Raw genomic sequence first — 21,374 nt, 5'->3', positions numbered from 1 at the left:
GTGTAATTCAAATGTAATGCTATACTGCATTACAAAATTCCCCTTTCCGGAGGCATAATGGCCACGCTCAATGTTCGACTGGACGATAAACTCAAAAAAGAGGCTTATGCCGTGCTGGAGAAACTCGATATGACACCAACGGAGGCGGTACGCCTGCTGTTTCAATACATTGCGGAAAATGGCCGCATGCCGGTGAAAAGTATGACCATCAGTGATGGCGAAGCGGCGTTATTACGCACCGTTCGCGAACGGCTGGAAAACCCACGGCCAGGGGTTAAGGTGAGTCTGGATGACCTATGAACTGGAGTTTGATCCACGAGCCTGGCGCGAATGGCAGAAGCCTGGCGAGACGGTCAAAAAACAGTTCAAAAATAAGCTCCAGCAGATTGTGCAGAATCTGCGAATTGAGTCGACCAGGCTGAGCGATTTACCGGATTGCTACAAAATCAAGCTTAAGGCGTCAGGTTATCGGTTGTTGTATCAAGTACGAGATAGTGTGGTGGTGGTTTACGTTATTGCCATTGGCAAAAGAGAGAAAGCGGCCGTTTATCATCAGGCGAATAAACGGCTCTAAACGCTATCGCAAATGATGTACGACCTGGTTGCTGCTGCCGCGCCAGATAAGCGCCGGATCTTTCAAATCCTGCACAAACTTACCGTCAACCAGCACGTTAATCAGGTTCACCACCTGCATTTGCGCCTCATTCAGCTCATCAAGTTTATAGCCGGTCCAGACCCAGATATCTTTGCCGGGGCATTCGGCGCGCACGCGCTGAACCAGCTTTAAAATATCCGCGACGTTCTGCGGATGCAGCGGATCGCCGCCGGAGAGCGAAAGCCCCTGGCGTTTGATGCGGGTGTCGTTGAGGTCGGCGATGATACGGTCGGCCATCTCAGCGGTAAACGGCATACCGGAGTTCACCCGCCAGGTGCTTTTGTTGTAGCAGCCGGGGCACTCGTGGACGCAGCCGGAGACAAACAGGGTGCAGCGGGTGCCGGGGCCGTTGACGATGTCGACGGGGTAGTACTGGTGATAATTCATTTTCACTTCTCAATTAACGCCAGAGCGGCGTTGGCTGCGCTCACTCACCCCAGTCACGTACTGAATGTACGCTCCTGGGGATTCCTTCGTTTGCCGCCTTGCTCTGACGCTAATTGCTTTGCGAAAACGGAGGAATGCGGCCATTTCCCGGGTTGCGGCGTTCCGCCTTACCCGGGCTACCGGACGGTGCAAAACAGTAGCCCGGATAAGGCGCTGCGCGCCGCTATCCGGGAAAAGCGCATTGGTCTTTAACCAATCTGCCCATTGCCCAGGTGCTTCACGCGGCGCTTCACTTCTTCCTGCTTGCCGGCGTTGAACGGCCGCGCGTCCGGGCTGCCGAGATAACCGCACACCCGGCGGGTAACGGAAACGCGGGCGGCGTCGTGGTTACCGCATTTCGGGCAGGTAAAGCCCTTGCTGGTGCACTCGAACTCGCCGGTAAAACCGCACTCGTAGCACTCATCGATCGGCGTATTGGTCCCGTAGTACGGCACGTGCTGATAGCTGTAATCCCACACGTCTTCCAGCGCCTTGAGGTTATGCTGGATATTCGGGTACTCGCCGTAGCAAATGAACCCCCCATTGGCCAGCGGCGGGTACGGCGCTTCGAAATCGATCTTATCGTACGGGTTGACCTTCTTCTCCACGTCGAGGTGGAAGCTGTTGGTGTAGTAACCTTTGTCGGTTACCCCTTCCACCACGCCAAACTCGGCGGTGTCGAGACGGCAGAAGCGATCGCACAGGTTTTCGCTCGGCGTGCTGTACAGGCTAAAGCCGTAGCCGGTTTCTTCCTTCCACAAATCGACGGCGTCGCGCAGGCGCTGGACGATGGCTACGCCTTTCTCACGCAGCGCCTCGCTGTCGTACATATGCTGGTTGCCGTACAGCGCATTGATGGTTTCATGGATACCGATATAGCCCAGAGAAATGGACGCGCGGCCGTTTTTGAAGATCTCGGAGACGTCGTCGTCGGCTTTCAGCCGCACGCCGCAGGCGCCTTCCATATACAGGATCGGCGCCACGCGAGCCTTCACTCCTTCCAGGCGGGCGATACGGGTCATCAGCGCTTTACGCGCCAGCTGCAGGCGCTCGTCCAGCAGCGCCCAGAAGGCGGCTTCATCGCCTTTCGCTTCCAGGGCGATGCGCGGCAGGTTGAGACTGATCACGCCGAGGTTATTGCGTCCATCATGCACCTGCTCGCCGTTCTCGTTTTCCCATACCCCGAGGAAGCTGCGGCAGCCCATCGGCGTTTTAAACGACCCGGTGACTTTCACCACCTGATCGTAGTTGAGGATATCCGGGTACATGCGCTTGCTGGCGCACTCCAGCGCCAGCTGTTTGATGTCGTAGTTCGGGTCACCGAACTTATGGTTCAGGCCGTCGCGGATCGCGAACACCAGTTTCGGGAACACCGCGGTTTTGCGATTTTTACCGAGGCCGGCAATGCGGTTGCGCAGAATCGACTGCTGGATCAGCCGCGATTCCCAGCTGGTGCCAAGGCCGAATCCGAAGGTGACGAACGGCGTCTGGCCGTTGGCGGTATGCAGTGTGTTAACCTCATACTCCAGCGACTGGAAGGCGTCGTAGCACTCTTTTTCGGTACGGGCGCGGGCATAGCCTTCGGCATCCGGGATCTGCCACTCTTCGGCGATTTTGCGATGCTTTTTGAAGCTTTCGCTGACGAACGGCGCCAGCACTTCATCGATGCGGTTGATGGTGGTGCCGCCGTAAATATGGCTGGCGACCTGGGCGATGATCTGCGCCGTCACCGCGGTGGCGGTAGAGATAGACTTCGGCGGCTCGATCTCCGCGTTGCCCATCTTAAAGCCCTGGGTCAGCATGCCTTTCAGGTCGATCAGCATGCAGTTGAACATCGGGAAGAAGGGCGAGTAATCGAGGTCATGATAGTGGATCATGCCGCGCTCGTGGGCCATCACCACATCGTGGGGCAGCAGGTGCTGCCGGGCGTAGTGCTTGGCGACGATCCCGGCCAGCAGGTCGCGCTGGGTCGGGATGACTTTACTGTCCTTGTTGGCGTTTTCGTTGAGCAGCGCGGAGTTGGTCTGCTCGACGAGGCCGCGGATCTCCTGATTGAGGCGGCCGCGCTTCTCACGCTGGCTATCGCGGTCATGGCGATACTCAATGTAGGCGCGCGCCAGCTGCTTATAGGGGCCGGACATCAGCTGGTTTTCCACCGCGGTCTGGATCTCGTTGATGTCGACCTGGGCGCGGCCCTGCATTTGTTGGCTAACGACTTCTGCGACGGTGGCGCAATAGTCTGCGTCATCGACTCCCGCTGCTTTAGCTGCACGCAGAATTGCTTCCTGAATGCGCTCTGAGTTGAACGGCACTTTACAGCCATCACGTTTCATCACATGCGGTGTCATGATCACTCCATATATAGAACAGGTTATCCACAGAGGCGGAGGTTATCCCGAAGGCGCTGCACGCTACGGCTCGTGCTGTTTACCTTCGGATCCGGCCCGTTTTATCCACATCTCATCACCGCCAGACATCGACAAGATATGGTGACATAATAGACGATTAATACAACATGTTGGGCCGAGGCGCATTTTAAGTTCTATATGTAGTGATTTGCATCAAAGATGTTTGCGATTTTATTGACCCAGAACAAGGTAAAAAGGTGAGAGTACGGATGATGGGCGCTGGCGATAAATGTAAATTTAGGCGCTTAAAATATAAGCAAAAATCGAGCCCGTTCACGCATGAAACGGGCAAATATTCAGGCAATCAACGTATCGTTAAGCAGATCGACCAGCAGTAGCAGGGCATAGCGAGCCTGCTGCGGGTCAGCGGGCAGCGGCAGGATGGCGCTGGCCATATCGCCAAGGGCGTGCTGTTCCGGCGTCAGAGCAATAATGGTCACTCCCTGCGTACGCGCCTGCAAAGTGGCGCTTTGCAACACAGGGTTGGCCTCGGCAGTGGCCAGCACCAGCAGCAGATGATCGTCATTGAGGGTGCTGGCGGTCAGCCGCATCAGCGCCGCATCCTGGCAGAGATTAATCGCGATGCCGGAGGGCAGTAGCTGATGCTGGAGCAGCGCGGCCAGCGTCACGTCCTGGGCGCCAAGGGCGAAGCAGTGTACCGCACGGGCGCTCAGCAGGCGCGATTTACACTTTTCCACCGCCGCTTCTGCGGTATGGCCGAGCTGACGAGTTAGGGTAACGCCAAGGCTGCTAAGTTTGTCGCGCCAGGCGACGGGCAGGGCGGCGCTGTCCGGCGTAAGCCAGCTGGCGCGCCGTTCGCTGGCCTGCGCCAGCTGTTTACGCAGATCACGAATATCATCGCAGCCCACCGAGCGGGCGAAGCGGGTAATGGTGGCAGGGCTGACCCCCGCGCTGGCTGCCAGCTCGTCAATAGAGGCGCTGGCGGTAAAGCTAAGATTTTGTAGAATAAAGGTGGCGACGCGCGACTCCTGGGCACTAAAGCGGCGCATTCCTTCCTGCAGCTGACCTACGATATCCATCCTCATGTTCCCTTTGGCAAAACCCGCATTTGAAAATATTTTTCAATTATCGACTGTCTCTCTTTATAGCACCCACGCCGGATATTTCCTATGGTCAGAGCAGTAAAGGGTGACACCCTGGCGATAAAAATGCGCAAAAATTGAGCCTCGATCACATCGGTGAAAATTATTTTCATATAGCCTTCACTATCACACAATATTAACAATATAGTCGTCCAGGCCCTGAGGGCTGAAGCGATAACACGTAAAGGGGAAGCGCAATGCAACGAATCGTACTCTGTTGTGCCGCAGGCATGTCGACCAGCATGCTGGTGAACAAAATGAAAGCAGAAGCCCAGCAGCGTGCGCTGGCGCTGGAAATCTATGCGGTGGCGGTGGCGGAATTTGAACGCGAATTGCCAAACGCCGACGTCATCCTGCTCGGGCCGCAGGTTAAATATGAAGCCGGACGGCTAACCGCGCTGGCCGCGCCGCAGGGCAAGGCGGTGGCGGTGATCGATATGGCTGACTACGGCATGATGCGCGGCGCTGCGGTGTTGGATAAAGCGCTAGCCCTGCTCGAACACTAATTTTCTCATCCCGTTTTTCATCATCATCACGTGCGGTCCTGACGATCGCGCGCGGCGCTCTGTATGCCGAAAATCCGAAAAGAGGACACTATGCAAGCACTGAAAATTGCCGTTATCGGCGGCGGCAGCAGCTACACGCCGGAGCTTATTGAAGGGATTATCGTTCGTTACGAGCAGCTTCCGGTTACAGAGCTGGCGCTGGTAGATGTCGAATCCGGCCGGGAAAAGGTGGAGATCATCGCCGCGCTGACCCGGCGGATGCTGAAACATAAAGGGCTGGAGCAGGTGGCGGTCAGCGTCCACTTTACGCTCGATGAGGCCATCCGCGGCGCCAGCTTTGTGCTGACCCAACTGCGTGTCGGACAGCTGGCGGCGCGCGCCGCCGATGAGCGGCTGGGTCTCAAGTACCACCTGCTGGGCCAGGAGACCACCGGCGTCGGCGGTTTTGCCAAGGCGCTGCGGACGATCCCGGTGATCCTTGAGGTGGCGCGCAAAGTGGAACAGCTGGCGCCGGAAGCGTTCATTCTCAACTTTACTAATCCGGCGGGGATCGTCACCGAGGCGGTCAGCCGCTACAGCAAGGCGAAGATCATCGGCCTGTGCAATGTGCCGATCAACATGCAGCACATGATCGTCGGGATGCTGGGCGCCCAGGAGTCCGAAGTAAAACTGCGCTTTGCCGGGCTCAACCATATGGTCTGGGTGCATAAGGTGCTACAGGGGCGCGAGGATGTCACCGGCAAGGTGATCGACATGCTGTGCGACGGTAAGGCGCTGTCGATGAACAACATTAAAGAGCTGCCGTGGCCAGCGGAATTCCTGCGCGCGCTGAAGGCGATTCCGTGCCCCTATCATCGCTATTTTTGGTTGACGCCGGCGATGCTGGCGGAAGAGATCGCCGCGGCGAAAACCAAGGGCACCCGCGCCGAGCAGGTGATGAAAGTCGAGCAGGAGCTGTTTGCGCTGTACGCCGACCCGCAGCTGGAAGAAAAACCGGAGCAACTGAGCTTTCGCGGCGGCGCCTACTACTCGGAGGTGGCCGTCGAGCTTATCAACGCGATCTACAACAACCTGGGCGCGGAGATGGTGGTGAATACCCGCAACAACGGCGCGATTCATGGTCTGGATGATGATGCGGTGGTGGAAACCAACAGCATTATTGATGCGCAAGGGGCGCGGCCGCTGGCGTTCGGCCCGCTGCCGCCGGCGATGAACGGCCTGACCCAGCAGGTAAAAGCCTTCGAGCGGTTGACGATTGAAGCCGCGGTACACGGCTGTCGCGAAAGCGCACTGCTGGCGCTGGTGACCAACCCGCTGGTCGGTAACGTCACCGATGCCCAGGCGCTGCTGGATGAAGTATTAACCATCAACCGTCAATGGCTGACGCAATTTAACTGACCGCTATTTCCCCTCGGGAGCACACCATGTCGAATACAAGCTGGATTGAACGTTACGTCATGCCGGCGGCGCTGAGAATCGCCGGGCAAAAGCACGTCCTGTCGGTGCGCGACGGCATCATTCTCAATATGCCGTTTATGTTGATTGGCTCATTCTTCCTGATTTTCGCCTACCTGCCGATCCCCGGCTATGCCGATATGATGAGCAGCCTGTTTGGCGAGGTCTGGCGCGATAAAATGTTGTACCCGGTGAAAGCGACCTACGACATCATGGCGCTGATTTCCAGCTTCGGCATCGCCTACCGGCTGGCGGAGAAGTATCGCACTCTCGATCCGCTGAGCGCTGGAGCGATGTCGCTGGTGGCCTTCATGATGACGATCCCGCAGAACACGCTGTTTACGCCGGTACACGGCGCGGCGGAGGTGATTAAAGGGGTGATCCCGGTGAGCATGGTCGGCAGCCAGGGGCTGTTTGTCGCCATTGTCATTTCGCTGCTGTCGACGGAGATTTATCGTTTGGTCGCCAGCCGCAATCTCGTTATCCGCATGCCGGACGGCGTGCCGCCGGCAGTGGCGAAATCATTCCTCGCCCTGATCCCCGGCTTCTGCGTGCTGGCGGTGGTGCTGGCGCTGCGCCTGGCGGTCGAGGCCTCGCCGTTCGGCGACATCAACAGTATGATCGCCACCCTGATTGGTATTCCGATGCACCACGTCGGCGGTACGCTGCCGGGCATGATTATTTCAGTCATTTTGATTGGTATTTTGTGGACCCTGGGCCTGCACGGCGACGCGATCGTACTGGTGTTTATCCAGCCGGTATGGCTGTCGAATATGTCCGAGAACCTGACGGCCTTCCAGAACGGTCAGCCGATCCCGCATATCATTACTCAGCAGTTTTACGATCTGTGGATTGCCCCCGGGGGTACCGGCGCGCTGCTGGGGCTGGTGATTTTTATGTTGCTGCGTAGCCGTAGCCAGCAGATGAAGCAGCTGGGGAAAATTGCCGCGCCCGGGGCATTGTTTAACATCAGCGAGCCGATGGTGTTTGGCATCCCGCTGGTGATGAACCCGTACTTTTTCCTGCCGTTTATTTTAACGCCGGTGCTGCTGGTGATCGTGTCCTATACCGCCATGGCGACCGGGCTGGTGGCGCCGCCCGCCGGAATCGCGCTGCCGTTCACCACGCCGATCTTCATCAGCGGCTATCTGGCGACCGGCGGCCATATCTCCGGCACGGTGCTGCAGGTGGTGAATTTAGCGATTTCGCTGGTGGTCTACTATCCGTTCTTCCGCGCCTGGGATCGGCTAAAGGCAAAAGAAGAGCACGCCTCGGCGCAACCACAAGCGAGCGCTGCGATTGCTGATGCCGACCGCGCATAACTTCCAGCCTGACGAATCGTAGCCCCGGTGAGCGTTGCGCCACCGGGGAAAAGCGTTATCCCTGCAGCCACCATATCGCTTCGAACGGCCGCAGCGTCAGCCCGGTCGGGCGCGGGGTGGTCTCGGCATAGTTGCTGATGATCATCTTCCACTCGCCCGGGGCCTCAGCGGGCTGCCAGGCCTGCAGCTCGCGGCTCAGGTTAGCGGCGACTACCAGCGTTTGCCCCTGCCACTGACGACGATAGCACCACAGCGACGGATGCTCCGGCAGCAGATCCTCGTAATCACCCCAGGTCAGTAGCGGCAGGGTTTTACGCAGCGTAATCAGCTGCTGATAGGTATAAAACACCGAATCGGGGTCCGCCAGCGCCGCCTCGACGTTGATCTCCTGGTAATTATCGCCAAGGCCGATCCACGGCTCACCGTCGCTGAAGCCACCGTTCTCGCCGGCGTGCCACGGCATCGGCGTGCGGCTGTTGTCGCGCGACTTGCTGGCGAGGATCGCCAGCAGTTCGTCCGGGCTTTGCCCCTGCGCCGCACGTTCGATAAACATATTGTGGCTTTCGACGTCACGGTAATCGCTGATGCTGCTGAAGTGCGGATTGGTCATGCCGATCTCTTCGCCCTGGTAGATATAGGGCGTGCCCTGCATGCCGTGCAGCACCATCGCCAGCATCTTCGCCGCCGTCACCCGGTACTCGCCTTCGTCGCCAAAGCGCGACACGATGCGCGGCTGATCGTGGTTACACCAGAACAGCGCGTTCCACGCCCGATTGTGCATTCCCTGCTGCCAGTGGCGGAACAGCGCCTTCAGCGCCACATAGTCCGGGCGGGCTAGGGTCCATTTCTCTCCGCCGGGATAATCGACTTTTAAATGGTGGAAGTTAAAGGTCATCGACAGCTCGCGGCCGTCCAGCGCGGCGTACTGCTGGCAGTGCTCCAGCGAGGTGGAGGACATCTCGCCGACGGTCATCAGGTTACGCGGGGTGAAGACATCGCGGCTCATCTCCTGCAGGAACTCATGCACCCGCGGGCCGTCGGTATAGAAGCGGCGGCCATCCCCGTCCAGATCGCAGGGAAAGGTCTGGTCTTTTGAGATCAGGTTGACCACGTCGAGGCGCAGACCATCGACGCCGCGGTCAGCCCAGAATTCGCAGACCTTTTTCAGCTCGGCGCGCACCGCCGGATTCTCCCAGTTGAGATCCGCCTGCTCAATGGCGAACAGGTGCAGATAATACTGCCCGCTGTCGGCGTGCCACTGCCAGGCGTTACCGCCAAATTTAGAGCGCCAGTTGTTCGGCAGGGCGTCCGGTTCGCCATCGCGCCAGATATAGAACTGGCGGTAGGGACTCTCCTTATTCAGCGACTGACGGAACCATTCATGTTCGGTCGACGTGTGGTTCAGCACCATATCCAGCACGATACGGATGCCGCGGGCCTTCGCCTCCGCCACCAGGGCGTCAAAGTCGGCCATCGTGCCGTAGGAGGGATCGATGGCGGTGTAGTTCGCCACGTCGTAGCCGTTATCTACCTGCGGTGAGACGTAGAACGGCGTCAGCCAGATGGCGTCGACCCCAAGCTTTTGCAGATAGTCGAGGCGGGAGGTGACGCCGCGCAGGTCGCCGGTACCGCTGCCGGTGGTATCCTGAAAACTCTTCGGATAGATTTGATAAATAACGCCGTTTTGCCACCAGTGGGGGAGATGATTCATAGTACTTTCCTGCTGCAACGAGGGGCGCCAAAGGCGCCCCGAAAGAAGAAGTTAGACAATCTGCAAGGTGCCCTGACGGTACTTGCGCTGATACACCACGCTGGTGAGGATAATCGGCACCACCACCGCGATAGCCATCGCCATGGCGTACACCTGCCAGTAGGTAGGCTGGATGGAGAGGATCCCCGGCAGGCCGCCGACGCCGATGCCGTTCGCCAGCACGCCGTTCAGGCCGCACAGCAGGCCGGCGAGGCCAGAGCCAATCATTGCGCACAGCATCGGGAAGCGGTATTTCAGGTTGATACCGTACATCGCTGGCTCGGTGACCCCGAGATAGGCGGAGATCGCCGCCGGTACCGAGATTTCACGTTCATTCTGCTTGCGGCTGGCGATGATGATGCCGACCACCGCCGACGCCTGGGCAATATTCGACAGCGCAATCAGCGGCCACACCGGGGTACCGCCCATGCTCTGGATCATCTGCATATCGATAGCGAGGGTGGTCTGGTGGACACCGGTAATCACCAGCGGCGCGTAGAGGAAGCCGAACAGCGCGGCGCCGATCGGCGCGAAGCTGCCGGTTAACAGATGGCGTACCGCGAAGGCCACGCCGTCGCCGATCAGGCGGCCGAACGGACCGATAATGGCGTGCGCGAGGAACACCGCGAGGATCAGCGAGCAGACCGGGACAATCACCAGGTAGAGGTAGTCAGGCACAATGCGCTTGAGGCGCGTCTCGATAAAGCCTAAGGCCAGGCCAGCCAGCAGGGCCGGGATCACCTGCGCCTGGTAGCCGACTTTGGCAATGGTAAACAGGCCGAAGTTCCACACCTCCGGCACCTGCTGGCCGAGGAGATAGGCGTTCATCAGCTGCGGGGAGACGAGGGTGACGCCAAGGACGATCCCGAGGATCGGCGTGCCGCCCATCTTCTTCACCGCTGACCAGCAGATCCCCACCGGCAGATAGAAGAAGATCGCCTCGCCAATCAGCCACAGGAAGTCATAGATGGTTTTCAGCGACGGGTGCATCTGGGCCAGCGTCTGGCCATTGCTCATGGGCAGGTCGCCGATAACGTTGCGGAAACCGAGGATCAGACCGCCGCTGATCAGGGCCGGCAGCAGGGGAAAGAAGATCTCGGCGAAGTGCGAGATTAACTGTTCATGCCACTTCATATTTTGCCGCGCGGCCTGCTTGACCTGCTCTTTATCGGCGGAGGTCTGGCCGGTGGTCGCCAGCAGGGCCTTGTAGTAATCGCCCACCTCGGTGCCGATGACCACCTGGAACTGGCCGGCGTTAGTGAAGCATCCCTTCACCATGCGCAGCTGCTCAATCTCTTTTGGTCTGGCGATGGCCGGGTCGTTCAGCACAAAGCGCAAACGGGTAATACAGTGGCTGACGGTGGCGATGTTACCGCGCCCGCCCACCAGTTCGATCAGTTTATCGATGTCCTGCTGGTTTACTTTGCTCATGATGAAGCCTCAAAAACAGAGGGGAGAGATGCCGTTTTTACCTTGAGGGCATCCTAACCGTTCCGCTTAATTTGCAAAATGGGAACGTTCCCGAAACCCGGCGACGATCACATAAATCGCCCGAGCGAGATTAATTGAGGGCGGCGGGAATCACGATCTGGCGGGGATCGATGCTGCCGGCGATCTGCTCGATCAACTGCCGGGCGGCCCGGCGTCCGGACTCGGCATAGCCCGGATCGACGGTCAAGATTTCCGGGTGGAGAAACTTCATCAGCGGCGTGCTGCCGACGCTGGCGAGCTGCAGCGCATCGCGACCCTGCTGCTGGAGGTACTTGCTGGCGCCGAGGGCGAGGGTATCCGTCGCGCAGACCAGGGCGCTGGTTTCAGCCGTCAGCACGCTGGCGACGGTGTCATATCCCTGCTTCATGCCCAGCCCCGGCAGGGCGGCGGTGGGCGTCAGACGATGCTTTTTACAGAAGGCGAGGTAGGCCAGATGGCGGCGTTCGCCGGTGGTGACGTCGCTGTGCGGTACGCCAAGAAAACTGATGTGGCGGTGTCCGCGATCGTAGAGCCGCTGCATCAGCAGCGTGATGGCCCCCTCGTCGTCATAGCACACCGAGGCGAAGCCGGGAGCGTCGCGGGCCATCAGCACCAGGGTGTCGCGCCAGGGGGCGAGCATCGCTTCGTCGATGCCGGTAAAACCGAACAGCACCACGCCGTCAATATTGCGCCGGGCGAGCATGCCGAGATGCTCCTCCACCAACGCCGGGGAGAACTGGCTCTCCATCATAATCGGATCGTAACCCTGCTCATAAAAGGCGGGCAGCATGGTCTGCACGGCAAGGTTTTCCGACAGCGAATCGAGACGGGTGACGATAATCGCCACCACTTTATCGCTCTGGCCGCGCATGGCGCGGGCGGAACGGGAGGGCGAGAAACCGTGCTGCTGCATCACCGCTTCGACGCGCTCGCGGGTCCGTTCGCTGACCCCGCTCTCGTTGTTAAGGACGCGGGATACCGTCGATTTCCCTACGCCGCTTAAGCGCGCGATATCTTTGATGGTCAGCCGGTTCTGCATGCGGAATTCTCGTCAGGGATGGTAGAAGTGAGCCTAATGCTACTCAACCAAACCGCAATGAGCAAAGTCTGGTTTACGTTCGGTTTAGTTGCGCGGGTTTATCATCGCCATTATTGCCACACAATCCTCAGCGAGGGCGCTATAATTCGCGCCGTTTATATTCACTTACCGGAGATAGTTATGGACCCCGATCCCACTCCTCATCCTCGATGGAGTAACCTTTCTTTCCGGTAAGCCTGTTTAACACTGCTTTACCGGAAAGCGTAAAGCAGTGACGTCCTTGATGTCCCTGCCATAAAAATAACATGCCTGACAGGTAGGTTTTGCTACGCCCGTCGGCAACGCTGCGTTCGCTTTGGCGAGCGCGGAGGGACTGTTTATGCTGAAAAATTATACCCGGCAGCTGTTCGCGCAGCTTAGCCGCCATCTGCCACGTCGTTTAGTCCAGCGCGATCCGCTGCCGGACGCCCGCCATCTGGCGAGTGGCCCCATTCCTGAATCGCTTGGTCAGCATTGCCTGAACGTGGCGGCGATGGACGACCAGGAGATCTGGCGCGCCTTTGACAGCCACCCTGAAGGGCTCAATGAAGGCGAAGTGGCGGCGAAAATCCTCAAACATGGTGACAACCAGATCCCGGAGCAGAAGCCCTCCCCGTGGTGGGTGCATCTGTGGACCTGCTATCGCAACCCGTTCAACCTGCTGCTGACGGTGCTCGGCATCGTCTCCTATTCCACCGAGGATCTGTTCGCCGCCGGGGTTATCGCCCTGATGGTGGGGATCTCGACATTGCTCAATTTCATCCAGGAGGCGCGCTCGACCAAAGCGGCGGATGCGCTGAAGGCGATGGTGAGCAACACCGCCACCGTGCTGCGGGTGGTGAACGAGCAGGGGGAGAGCCGCTGGCTGGAGCTGCCTATCGACCAGCTGGTGCCGGGCGACATTATCCGGTTGTCGGCGGGAGATATGATCCCGGCGGACCTGCGTATCCTGCAGGCGCGGGATTTATTCGTCGCCCAGGCCTCGCTGACCGGCGAATCGCTGCCGGTGGAGAAAGTGGCCCGCAGCCGCGATCCGCTGCAGCAAAACCCGCTGGAGTGCGACACCCTGTGCTTTATGGGCACCAACGTGGTGAGCGGCTCGGCGCAGGCCATCGTCTTCGCCACCGGCGGCCGCACCTGGTTTGGCCAGCTGGCCGGCCGCGTCAGTGAACAGGATAGCGAGCCGAACGCCTTTCAGAAAGGCATCAGCCGGGTCAGCATGCTGCTGATCCGCTTTATGCTGGTGATGGCCCCGGTGGTGCTGCTGATCAATGGCTACACCAAAGGCGACTGGTGGGAGGCGGCGCTATTCGCGCTGTCGGTGGCGGTCGGCTTGACGCCGGAGATGCTGCCGATGATCGTCACTTCGACGCTGGCGCGCGGGGCGGTGAAGCTGTCGAAGCAAAAGGTCATCGTGAAGCACCTCGACGCCATTCAGAATTTCGGCGCGATGGACATCCTCTGCACTGATAAAACCGGCACCCTGACCCAGGATAAGATTGTGCTGGAGAACCATACCGACGTCTCCGGCAAGGTCTGCGAGCGGGTACTGCATGCCGCCTGGCTCAACAGCCACTACCAGACCGGCCTGAAAAACCTGCTCGACACCGCGGTGCTGGACGGGGTTGAGCTGGATGCCGCCCGCGGGCTGGCGGAACGCTGGCAGAAGGTGGATGAGATTCCCTTCGACTTCGAACGCCGCCGCATGTCGGTGGTGGTGAAGGAGGATGACGCCGCGCATCAGCTGATCTGCAAAGGGGCGCTGCAGGAGATCCTCAACGTCTCGACCCAGGTGCGCTACAACGGCGATATCGTACCGCTGGACGACACCATGCTGCGCCGCATTCGCCGGGTGACCGATACCCTGAACCGTCAGGGACTGCGGGTGGTGGCGGTGGCGACCAAATACCTGCCGGCCCGCGAAGGCGACTACCAGCGCGCCGATGAGTCGGACCTGATCCTTGAAGGTTACATCGCCTTCCTCGATCCGCCGAAAGAGACCACCGCCCCGGCGCTGAAGGCGCTGAAGGCCAGCGGCATCACGGTGAAGATCCTCACCGGTGACAGCGAGCTGGTGGCGGCGAAGGTGTGCCATGAAGTGGGACTGGATGCTGGCGAAGTGGTGATTGGCAGCCAGATTGAAGCCATGAGCGACGACGAACTGGCGGCGCTGGCCAAACGCACCACGCTGTTCGCCCGCCTGGCGCCGCTGCATAAAGAGCGTATCGTGACGCTGCTCAAGCGTGAAGGTCACGTGGTGGGCTTTATGGGCGACGGCATAAACGACGCCCCGGCGCTGCGCGCGGCGGATATCGGCATCTCGGTCGACGGCGCGGTGGATATCGCCCGCGAGGCGGCGGATATCATTCTGCTGGAGAAGAGCCTGATGGTACTGGAGGAGGGGGTAATCGAAGGCCGCCGCACCTTCGCCAACATGCTCAAGTACATCAAAATGACCGCCAGCTCCAACTTCGGCAACGTCTTCAGCGTGCTGGTGGCCAGCGCCTTCCTGCCGTTTCTGCCGATGCTGCCGCTGCACCTGTTGATTCAGAACCTGCTGTACGATGTCTCCCAGGTGGCGATCCCGTTTGATAACGTCGATGATGAGCAGATCCGCAAGCCGCAGCGCTGGAACCCGGCCGATCTCGGGCGCTTTATGGTCTTCTTTGGACCGATCAGCTCGATTTTCGATATCCTCACCTTCGGCCTGATGTGGTGGGTGTTCCACGCCAATACCGTGGAGATGCAGACCCTGTTCCAGTCCGGCTGGTTTATCGAAGGGCTGCTGTCGCAAACGCTGATTGTGCACATGATCCGCACCCGGCGCATTCCGTTCGTTCAGAGCCGGGCCGCCTGGCCGCTGTTCGCCATGACCCTGGTGGTGATGGCGGTGGGTATCGCGCTGCCGTTCTCGCCGCTGGCTAGCTACCTGCAGCTGCAGGCCCTGCCGCTGAGCTACTTCCCATGGCTGGTAGCGATCCTGGCGGGCTATATGGTGCTGACCCAGGCCGTGAAGGGCTTCTACAGCCGCCGCTACGGCTGGCAGTGAGGGACGCGTTTTCGGATGACCCACGTAAAAAAGGCAGCCACTGGCTGCCTTTTTTCATGCCGAGGTTAGCGATCAGCGACGCACGGCGATGGCTTCGATCTCGATCTTCACGTCTTTCGGCAGACGTGCGACTTCAACGCAGGAGCGCGCCGGGAAGGTGGCGTTATGCTCGGTGAAGAACGCTTCGTAGGTGGCGTTAACGGTAGCGAAATCGTTGAGATCTTTGACGAATACGGTGGTCTTGACGATATCGCCGACGGTGAGGCCTGCGGCTTCAACGATCGCTTTCACGTTGTTCAGCGACTGGCGCGCCTGCGCGGACACGTCTTCCGGGACGCTGCCGGTTTTCGGGTCGACCGGGATCTGGCCAGAGGTGATGATCATGCTGCCGAGGTCAACGCCCTGAACGTAGGGGCCAATCGCCGCTGGTGCATTTTCCGTCGCAATAGTTTTGCTCATGTTATCTCCAGATGAACTGAGTAATGTTACGCAAAATCATTCAGGTTGCCGCCAGGCGGTAAGCGCTGTATCGCCGGCGCAGACGCCGCCTGAAGGACGAAGCGTAGGGTGGTAGCCATTATAGGGAGGCCTACCACCAATACCAACCGCATTTAGTTGGCCAGCACCACATAATGAGAAAACTCTTTTTCGCAGTATTTGCATTTGAGTGCGATGTCATCAGCGCGTTTTTTCACTGCAAAACTGGAAGAAACCGGTTCGGCGTGGCTGATACAGTTGCTGTTCGGACAGACCAGCACGCTGTCGATACGATCCGGCAGGCTCGGGCGGGATTTGCCCACCACTTCGTAATCATCAATGCGGTTTACCGTCGCCTGCGGGGCGTACAGCGACAGCTGGTTAACCTGCTCGTCGGTCAGGAAGGTGTTCTCGATTTTAATCAAATCCTTGCGGCCCATCTCGCCGGAGGGCAGGTTCAGGCCGATGGTGATGCGCTGGTCGGTTTCGGTCAGTTTGAACAGGGTGAGCAGCTTAAAGCCGACCTGCGCCGGGATATGGTCAATCACGGTGCCGCGTTTGATCGCTTCTACCTGCAGTTTATTGTCGTGTGTCATCTCTCATTCCCCCTTACAGTGCCAGCTCGCTATTCAGTACCAGTGCCAGTAACGCCTGGCGGGCGAAGATGCCGTTACCGGCCTGCTGGAAGTACCAGGCGTGCGGTGTTTTATCGACATCGGTGGTGATTTCATCAATGCGCGGCAGCGGGTGCAGCACTTTCATGTTGGCGCGCGCCCCTTCGAGGTCGGCGGCGCGCAGGACGAACTGCGCTTTGACGTTGGCGTATTCCGACGGATCCAGACGCTCTTTCTGCACGCGGGTCATGTACAGAATATCCACTTCCGCCATCACGTCGTCGATGGCGCTATGCAGGCTCCAGGCGATGCCTTTTTCATCGAGCATATCGAGGATGTACTGCGGCATGGCCAGCGCGTCCGGGGCGATGAAGTAGAAGCGGTTGCCGTTGAATTTGGCCAGCGCCTGGGTCAGGGAGTGGACGGTACGGCCATACTTCAGATCGCCGACCATCGCCACGTTGAGGTTTTCGAGGCGGCCCTGGGTCTCCTGAATGGTGAACAGGTCGAGCAGGGTTTGGGTCGGGTGCTGGTTAGCGCCGTCGCCGGCGTTCAGTACCGGCACGCCGCCGGAGAATTCGGTCGCCAGGCGCGCGGCGCCCTCCTGCGGATGACGCATCACGATGGCGTCGACGTAGGTGCTGATGACGGAGATGGTATCCGCCAGCGTTTCCCCTTTTTTGCCCAGTGAGGTGTTGGCGCTGTCGGAAAAGCCGACCACGCTGGCGCCCAGGCGGTGCATCGAGGTTTCAAAAGAGAGGCGGGTGCGGGTCGAGGCTTCAAAGAAACAGCTGGCGATAACCTTATGCTTCAGCAGCTCGGGTTGTGGATTGGCTTTCAGCTTTGCCGCCGTCGCCAGCACCAGTTCGAGGTCTTCGCGGCTGAGATCGTTTATGGAAATGATATGTTTTTGATATAGCGGGTTAGCCATGCTTATCTCCTGACGCCTGGGCAAAAAAAAAGCCCCTTAAATAAGGGGCTTCGGGAATCCAATGAGCAACGGAAAGAAAAACGGCAGGCCAGCGTCTGCATTGAGACGCGCTAAGACAGAATGTCGTACGCAATTGGCCATGCTTCCTCCCGGCAAAACGACTGGCATTATACGCAGACCGTTATGACGATCAAGCGATTCATTCACAAACAGGTAATCGTTTGCCTGTCGAAAAGTGCGCCAGCGCAAAGAAGCGTGAAACTGTACTGGTATGGCAGCCGCGATGGGGGTATAAAACAAAGAAATGAAATACTGTTTTATATTTGAGGTTGGCAATGATTATTGGCAATATCCACCATCTGCAGCCATGGCTGCCTGCCGCGCTGCGCGAGGCTATCGAACACGTTATCGCTCAGGTCAGCGAGGCGACGCCGCTGGGTAAACACGATATCGACGGCGACAACCTGTTTTATCTGATCTCCGAAGACACCACCGAGCCGCAGGCCGCGCGCCGCGCGGAATACCATGCTCGCTATCTCGATATCCAGATTGTCCTCCGCGGCAGCGAGGGGATGACCTTCAGCACCTTGCCGCCAGGAGAGCCGCAGACCGACTGGCTGGCGGAGAAAGACATCGCTTTTCTTGCCGAAGGCCAGCAGGAGAAAACGGTGATCCTTAACGAAGGGGACTTTGTGGTGTTTTATCCCGGCGAAGTGCATAAACCGCTGTGCGCCGTAGGCGCCCCGGCGAAGGTGCGCAAAGCGGTGGTGAAGATGCTGATGGCGTAAAATGGCGAACCGAATCCCGGATGAACGCCGTGCCATCCGGGACACAGCCGCGAGCGAGGGGCTATTTGCTCAGCGTCGCCACCATCACCGCTTTGATGGTGTGCATCCGGTTTTCCGCCTGGTCGAAGACCACGCTCGCCGCCGACTCAAATACCTCGTCAGTCACCTCCATGCCGCCGTGCAGGCCGTAATCGGCAGCCATCTGTTTGCCCAGCGTGGTCTGGTCGTCGTGGAACGCCGGCAGGCAGTGGAGGAACTTGACCTGCGGGTTGCCGGTGAGCGCCAGCATCGCGCTGTTAACCTGATAGTCGCGCAGCAGGGCGATACGTTCGGCCCATTTTTCCTTCGCCTCGCCCATTGAGACCCAGACGTCGGTATAGATAAAATCGGCGCCTTTCACCCCTGCGGCGATATCTTCCGTCAGGGTGATGTTGCCGCCCTGCTGTTTGGCCAGCGCGGTGCAGGTCTCCACCAGCGCGGCCTCCGGCCAGCAGGCCGATGGCGCCACCAGGCGCAGATCCAGACCGGTCAACGCGGCGGCTTCCAGCATCGAATTGCCCATGTTGTTGCGCGCGTCGCCGGCGTAGACCAGCGTCATCTGGTTAAAGGCTTTGCCCGGCAGATGCTCTTTCATGGTCAGCAGGTCCGCCAGCAGCTGGGTGGGGTGGAACTCGTTGGTGAGACCGTTCCACACCGGCACGCCGGCGTATTGCGCCAGGGTCTCTACCACTTCCTGGCCGTGGCCGCGGTACTGAATGCCGTCGTACATCCGTCCGAGCACGCGGGCGGTGTCCTTGATCGACTCTTTATGGCCAATCTGGCTGCCGCTGGGCCCCAGGTAGGTCACGCGGGCGCCTTGATCGTATGCGGCAACTTCGAAAGAGCATCGTGTACGGGTTGAGTCTTTTTCGAAGATGAGCGCGATGTTTTTTCCTGCCAGTTTCTGGACTTCGATACTGTTTTTCTTATCGGCTTTCAGCTTTGCCGCCAGCTCGAGCAGGGCGGTGATTTCTGCAGGCGTAAAATCGAGTAACTTTAAAAAATGCTTCTGGTAAAACGCAGACATGGTTCCCTCACCTGGCATAGGCCACTAATTGAATTAAAATTCAATTTATATGTATGAATATTCATTTGCAAGTCTGTGATCGAAATCTTTCACTGAGAAGTGGAGGCAATGACGGCGGTATGTGACAATAGGGATAACTGCCGCACATTATGAGGAACGAGCCATGGCAAACCCGGAACACCTGGAAGAACAGCGTGAAGAGACGCGTCTGATTATCGAAGAGCTGCTGGAAGATGGCAGCGATCCGGACGCACTGTACACGATTGAGCATCACCTCTCTGCAGACGATTTCGAAACCCTGGAGAAAGTGGCGGTTGAAGCGTTCAAGCTGGGCTACGAAGTGACCGAGCCCGAAGAGCTGGAAGTGGAAGAGGGTGACATGGTCATCTGCTGCGATATTCTGAGCGAATGCGCGCTGAACGCAGACCTGATCGATGCCCAGGTGGAACAGCTGATGACGCTGGCAGAAAAATATGACGTCGAGTATGACGGTTGGGGCACCTATTATGAGGACCCGAACGGTGAAGACGGCGACGACGATGACGAAGAGTATGTCGATGAAGACGACGATGGTGTTCGCCACTAAGTCGCAAATGTCGTAGATGGATACGGCGGCGCCTGCCGCCGTATAGCAAGGAACTTTCATGGATTACCCGCAGATTCTTTCCCCGATTATCAACTTCCTGCACTGCCCGACGCCGCAGGCGTGGATTGACGAAGCCCGCAAGCCGGAAAACCTGGCGCTGCTGCTGACCGACCACATGGTGTGCGAGCTGAAAGCGGCGCAGAACGCCATGCTGCTGGTGCGTCGCTACGTCGCGGATAAAGCTGACGCCGACGAACTGTTGGCCTGCCTGAAGCCGTACGAAGACTTCACCTACCGCCGGGGGCCGGAGCCGGATTTTGTCACCCTGCATAAACGGATCAACAAAAGCGCCATGCCGCAGACCGACGACCCGTGGGGTCGCCAGCTGCTGGACAGCATGATTTTATTGATTAAAGAGGAACTGCATCACTTCTGGCAGGTGCGGGAGATGATGCTGGCGCGCGATATCCCCTATGTCAAAATCACCGCCAGCAACTATGCCCGCGGCCTGCGGCGCGAAGTGCGCTCGCATGAGCCGGTGATGCTGATCGATAAGCTGATCTGCGGCGCCTATATCGAGGCCCGCTCCTGCGAACGCTTTGCCGCCCTGGCGCCGTGGCTGGACGACGATCTGCAAAAGTTCTACCTGTCGCTGCTGCGCTCCGAGGCGCGTCACTATCAGGACTATCTGGATCTGGCGCAGAAGATTGCCGGAGAAGATATCAGCGAGCGGGTGCGCCAGCTCGGCGAGGCGGAAGCGGCGCTGATCCTCCGTCCCGAGGCCGAGTTCCGCTTTCACAGCGGTGTGCCGGTAGCGGCGTAACCCACGATATTCGGGCCCTGTAGCCCCGGTAGCCACTAACACCGGCAGTTTCAGTAGCCATGGGGAGAGATAGCGTTGAGAGCTTCAGCTCGCAATGGTACGGGCCGTAGGTCGGGTAAGGTTAGCCGCCACCCGACAAAAAAACGGCACCGCGAGCACGGGTAAGGTGCCATTCGGGACATACCCGGCTCGCGCTACGCTTAGCCGGGCTACCGAACTGTAGCCCCGGTAAGCGTAGCGCTACCGGGGACGCCTGCGATATCGAGGCGCTACAGCGTTTTCAGCATCCGTACTTCGCAGTCCACGTGGCCGGTGCAGCCCAGCGGCCCGTCAATGTGCTCGAAGCCAAGATGTTCATATAAGCCGATCGCCTCCGTCAGGAAGGCGGTGGTTTCCAGATAGCAGCGCTTAAACCCTTGTTCGCGGGCGTAGTCCAGCGCCAGCAGCGCCAGCTTCTTCGCCAGCCCCTGGCCGCGGGCGCTGGTCATAAAATACATTTTCTGCAGTTCGCAGATATCCGGCTCGCTGCAGGCGAGCGGCGCGACGCCGCCGCCGCCAACCACTTCCCCCTCTTGCTCCACCACCCAGTAGGCGGAGCCCGGCTGGCTGTACAGCTCATACAGCTCATCGAGATTCGGGTCGGCGACCGTATAGCCTTTATCGGCGGTCAGGCCATATTCAGCCGAGACCTGGCGGATGACCCTGGCGATGGCGGCATTGTCTGCCGCCGTAATGCGACGCAGCAACGTCGCCGCGGGGACGCTCGTATTCATACAATGACTCATTACCCAAAAAAGACGAATGATGATGTTAATAACATCGCGACAGGGGAAAGCGCAAGCGAGGATGTTTCATAAAAAACGCCCC

25 protein-coding genes are annotated in these 21,374 nt (G+C 58.9%); 10 read left to right on the top strand and 15 right to left on the bottom strand.

The features are described from left to right. The first annotated feature begins 57 nt into the window (after positions 1-57). Both ACR809_RS22795 and ACR809_RS22790 read left to right on the top strand, forming a co-directional pair. Positions 58-300, top strand: a complete 243-nt coding sequence (locus tag ACR809_RS22795) for a type II toxin-antitoxin system RelB/DinJ family antitoxin (protein WP_002886901.1) — start codon at positions 58-60, stop codon at positions 298-300. Then, on the top strand, positions 290-574 hold the full coding sequence (locus tag ACR809_RS22790; protein WP_122051597.1) for a type II toxin-antitoxin system RelE family toxin: 285 nt from the start codon (positions 290-292) through the stop codon (positions 572-574). The genes ACR809_RS22795 and ACR809_RS22790 overlap by 11 nt, the downstream gene beginning before the upstream one ends. A 3-nt stretch (positions 575-577) precedes the next feature. Here the strand turns inward: ACR809_RS22790 and nrdG are convergent, their stop codons facing one another. The 4 genes from nrdG to ACR809_RS22770 all read right to left on the bottom strand — a co-directional run bounded on the left by nrdG (position 578) and on the right by ACR809_RS22770 (position 4,705). After that, positions 578-1,042, bottom strand: a complete 465-nt coding sequence (gene nrdG, locus ACR809_RS22785) for an anaerobic ribonucleoside-triphosphate reductase-activating protein (RefSeq protein WP_004178375.1) — start codon at positions 1,040-1,042, stop codon at positions 578-580. A gap of 248 nt (positions 1,043-1,290) precedes the next feature. Beyond that, the gene (gene nrdD, locus ACR809_RS22780; protein WP_004186701.1) at positions 1,291-3,429 is read right to left on the bottom strand and encodes an anaerobic ribonucleoside-triphosphate reductase; all 2,139 of its coding nucleotides are present in this window, start codon (positions 3,427-3,429) and stop codon (positions 1,291-1,293) included. A gap of 356 nt (positions 3,430-3,785) precedes the next feature. Next, a complete protein-coding gene (locus ACR809_RS22775) occupies positions 3,786-4,529 on the bottom strand; it encodes a MurR/RpiR family transcriptional regulator (protein WP_002886905.1) in 744 nt (247 codons plus the stop codon). A 2-nt stretch (positions 4,530-4,531) separates the two neighbouring features. Further along, positions 4,532-4,705 (bottom strand): hypothetical protein, encoded by a 174-nt coding sequence (locus tag ACR809_RS22770; RefSeq protein WP_040248667.1) that lies wholly within the window; start codon positions 4,703-4,705, stop codon positions 4,532-4,534. Between the two features lie 84 nt (positions 4,706-4,789). Between ACR809_RS22770 and ACR809_RS22765 the strand changes: the two genes are divergently transcribed. The 3 genes from ACR809_RS22765 (at position 4,790) to celB (ending at position 7,875) form a co-directional block, all read left to right on the top strand. Then, positions 4,790-5,098, top strand: coding sequence for a PTS sugar transporter subunit IIB (locus tag ACR809_RS22765; RefSeq protein WP_040172617.1), 309 nt, complete (start codon positions 4,790-4,792; stop codon positions 5,096-5,098). Positions 5,099-5,188: 90 nt separating this feature from the next. After that, a complete protein-coding gene (locus ACR809_RS22760) occupies positions 5,189-6,496 on the top strand; it encodes a 6-phospho-beta-glucosidase (RefSeq protein ID WP_004192387.1) in 1,308 nt (435 codons plus the stop codon). A gap of 26 nt (positions 6,497-6,522) precedes the next feature. After that, positions 6,523-7,875, top strand: a complete 1,353-nt coding sequence (celB, locus tag ACR809_RS22755; RefSeq protein ID WP_004146783.1) for a PTS cellobiose transporter subunit IIC — start codon at positions 6,523-6,525, stop codon at positions 7,873-7,875. A 55-nt stretch (positions 7,876-7,930) separates the two neighbouring features. Here the strand turns inward: celB and treC are convergent, their stop codons facing one another. The 3 genes from treC to treR all read right to left on the bottom strand — a co-directional run bounded on the left by treC (position 7,931) and on the right by treR (position 12,134). Next, on the bottom strand, positions 7,931-9,586 hold the full coding sequence (treC, locus tag ACR809_RS22750) for an alpha,alpha-phosphotrehalase (protein WP_004186708.1): 1,656 nt from the start codon (positions 9,584-9,586) through the stop codon (positions 7,931-7,933). Between the two features lie 51 nt (positions 9,587-9,637). Then, positions 9,638-11,056, bottom strand: coding sequence for a PTS trehalose transporter subunit IIBC (gene treB, locus ACR809_RS22745; RefSeq protein WP_004186710.1), 1,419 nt, complete (start codon positions 11,054-11,056; stop codon positions 9,638-9,640). A 130-nt stretch (positions 11,057-11,186) separates the two neighbouring features. Beyond that, on the bottom strand, positions 11,187-12,134 hold the full coding sequence (gene treR, locus ACR809_RS22740) for a trehalose operon repressor TreR (protein ID WP_122051596.1): 948 nt from the start codon (positions 12,132-12,134) through the stop codon (positions 11,187-11,189). Positions 12,135-12,152: 18 nt separating this feature from the next. Between treR and mgtL the strand changes: the two genes are divergently transcribed. Both mgtL and mgtA read left to right on the top strand, forming a co-directional pair. After that, a complete protein-coding gene (mgtL, locus tag ACR809_RS22735; protein WP_219620685.1) occupies positions 12,153-12,368 on the top strand; it encodes a mgtA regulatory leader peptide MgtL in 216 nt (71 codons plus the stop codon). 145 nt (positions 12,369-12,513) lie between these two features. Further along, positions 12,514-15,222, top strand: a complete 2,709-nt coding sequence (mgtA, locus tag ACR809_RS22730) for a magnesium-translocating P-type ATPase (RefSeq protein ID WP_122051595.1) — start codon at positions 12,514-12,516, stop codon at positions 15,220-15,222. 72 nt (positions 15,223-15,294) lie between these two features. Here mgtA and ridA read toward each other — a convergent pair whose 3' ends face one another. The 5 genes from ridA to ACR809_RS22705 all read right to left on the bottom strand — a co-directional run bounded on the left by ridA (position 15,295) and on the right by ACR809_RS22705 (position 17,385). Then, positions 15,295-15,681, bottom strand: coding sequence for a 2-iminobutanoate/2-iminopropanoate deaminase (gene ridA / locus ACR809_RS22725; protein ID WP_002886926.1), 387 nt, complete (start codon positions 15,679-15,681; stop codon positions 15,295-15,297). A gap of 152 nt (positions 15,682-15,833) precedes the next feature. After that, positions 15,834-16,295 carry an aspartate carbamoyltransferase regulatory subunit gene (gene pyrI / locus ACR809_RS22720; RefSeq protein WP_002886927.1) on the bottom strand — a complete coding sequence of 154 codons (462 nt, stop codon included), beginning with the start codon at positions 16,293-16,295 and terminating at the stop codon, positions 15,834-15,836. A 13-nt stretch (positions 16,296-16,308) separates the two neighbouring features. Then, a complete protein-coding gene (gene pyrB, locus ACR809_RS22715) occupies positions 16,309-17,244 on the bottom strand; it encodes an aspartate carbamoyltransferase (protein WP_002886928.1) in 936 nt (311 codons plus the stop codon). A 2-nt stretch (positions 17,245-17,246) separates the two neighbouring features. Then, the gene (locus ACR809_RS22710; RefSeq protein WP_227650304.1) at positions 17,247-17,306 is read right to left on the bottom strand and encodes a pyrBI operon leader peptide; all 60 of its coding nucleotides are present in this window, start codon (positions 17,304-17,306) and stop codon (positions 17,247-17,249) included. Next, a complete protein-coding gene (locus tag ACR809_RS22705) occupies positions 17,281-17,385 on the bottom strand; it encodes a pyrBI operon leader peptide (RefSeq protein WP_002886930.1) in 105 nt (34 codons plus the stop codon). The genes ACR809_RS22710 and ACR809_RS22705 overlap by 26 nt, the downstream gene beginning before the upstream one ends. 194 nt (positions 17,386-17,579) lie before the next feature. Between ACR809_RS22705 and ACR809_RS22700 the strand changes: the two genes are divergently transcribed. Then, positions 17,580-18,032, top strand: a complete 453-nt coding sequence (locus ACR809_RS22700; protein WP_016529390.1) for a YhcH/YjgK/YiaL family protein — start codon at positions 17,580-17,582, stop codon at positions 18,030-18,032. Between the two features lie 61 nt (positions 18,033-18,093). On the opposite strand, the gene argF is transcribed toward ACR809_RS22700, so the two are convergent. Together argF and argL are read right to left on the bottom strand one after the other, a co-directional pair. Further along, positions 18,094-19,098: an ornithine carbamoyltransferase gene (argF, locus tag ACR809_RS22695; RefSeq protein WP_122051594.1), complete on the bottom strand. Its 1,005-nt coding sequence runs from the start codon at positions 19,096-19,098 to the stop codon at positions 18,094-18,096. Beyond that, positions 19,068-19,163 carry a putative translational regulatory protein ArgL gene (argL, locus tag ACR809_RS22690; RefSeq protein WP_370736902.1) on the bottom strand — a complete coding sequence of 32 codons (96 nt, stop codon included), beginning with the start codon at positions 19,161-19,163 and terminating at the stop codon, positions 19,068-19,070. The genes argF and argL overlap by 31 nt, the downstream gene beginning before the upstream one ends. A 98-nt stretch (positions 19,164-19,261) precedes the next feature. Between argL and rraB the strand changes: the two genes are divergently transcribed. After that, entirely contained in the window at positions 19,262-19,684 is a 423-nt protein-coding gene (rraB, locus tag ACR809_RS22685) for a ribonuclease E inhibitor RraB (RefSeq protein WP_002886947.1), read from the top strand. 58 nt (positions 19,685-19,742) lie between these two features. Continuing rightward, complete coding sequence (gene miaE / locus ACR809_RS22680) at positions 19,743-20,507, top strand: tRNA isopentenyl-2-thiomethyl-A-37 hydroxylase MiaE (RefSeq protein WP_048269772.1); 765 nt, start codon at positions 19,743-19,745, stop codon at positions 20,505-20,507. A 269-nt stretch (positions 20,508-20,776) separates the two neighbouring features. Here miaE and ACR809_RS22675 read toward each other — a convergent pair whose 3' ends face one another. After that, positions 20,777-21,280 (bottom strand): GNAT family N-acetyltransferase, encoded by a 504-nt coding sequence (locus ACR809_RS22675; RefSeq protein WP_004152275.1) that lies wholly within the window; start codon positions 21,278-21,280, stop codon positions 20,777-20,779. Between the last annotated feature and the right edge of the window lie 94 nt (positions 21,281-21,374).

It is taken from the genome of Klebsiella sp. CD33 (assembly GCF_051992865.1).
GTDB lineage: Bacteria > Pseudomonadota > Gammaproteobacteria > Enterobacterales > Enterobacteriaceae > Klebsiella > Klebsiella pneumoniae.
Note: the sequence above shows the minus strand (reverse complement) of the source record. Positions and strands in the feature narration are given on the sequence as shown.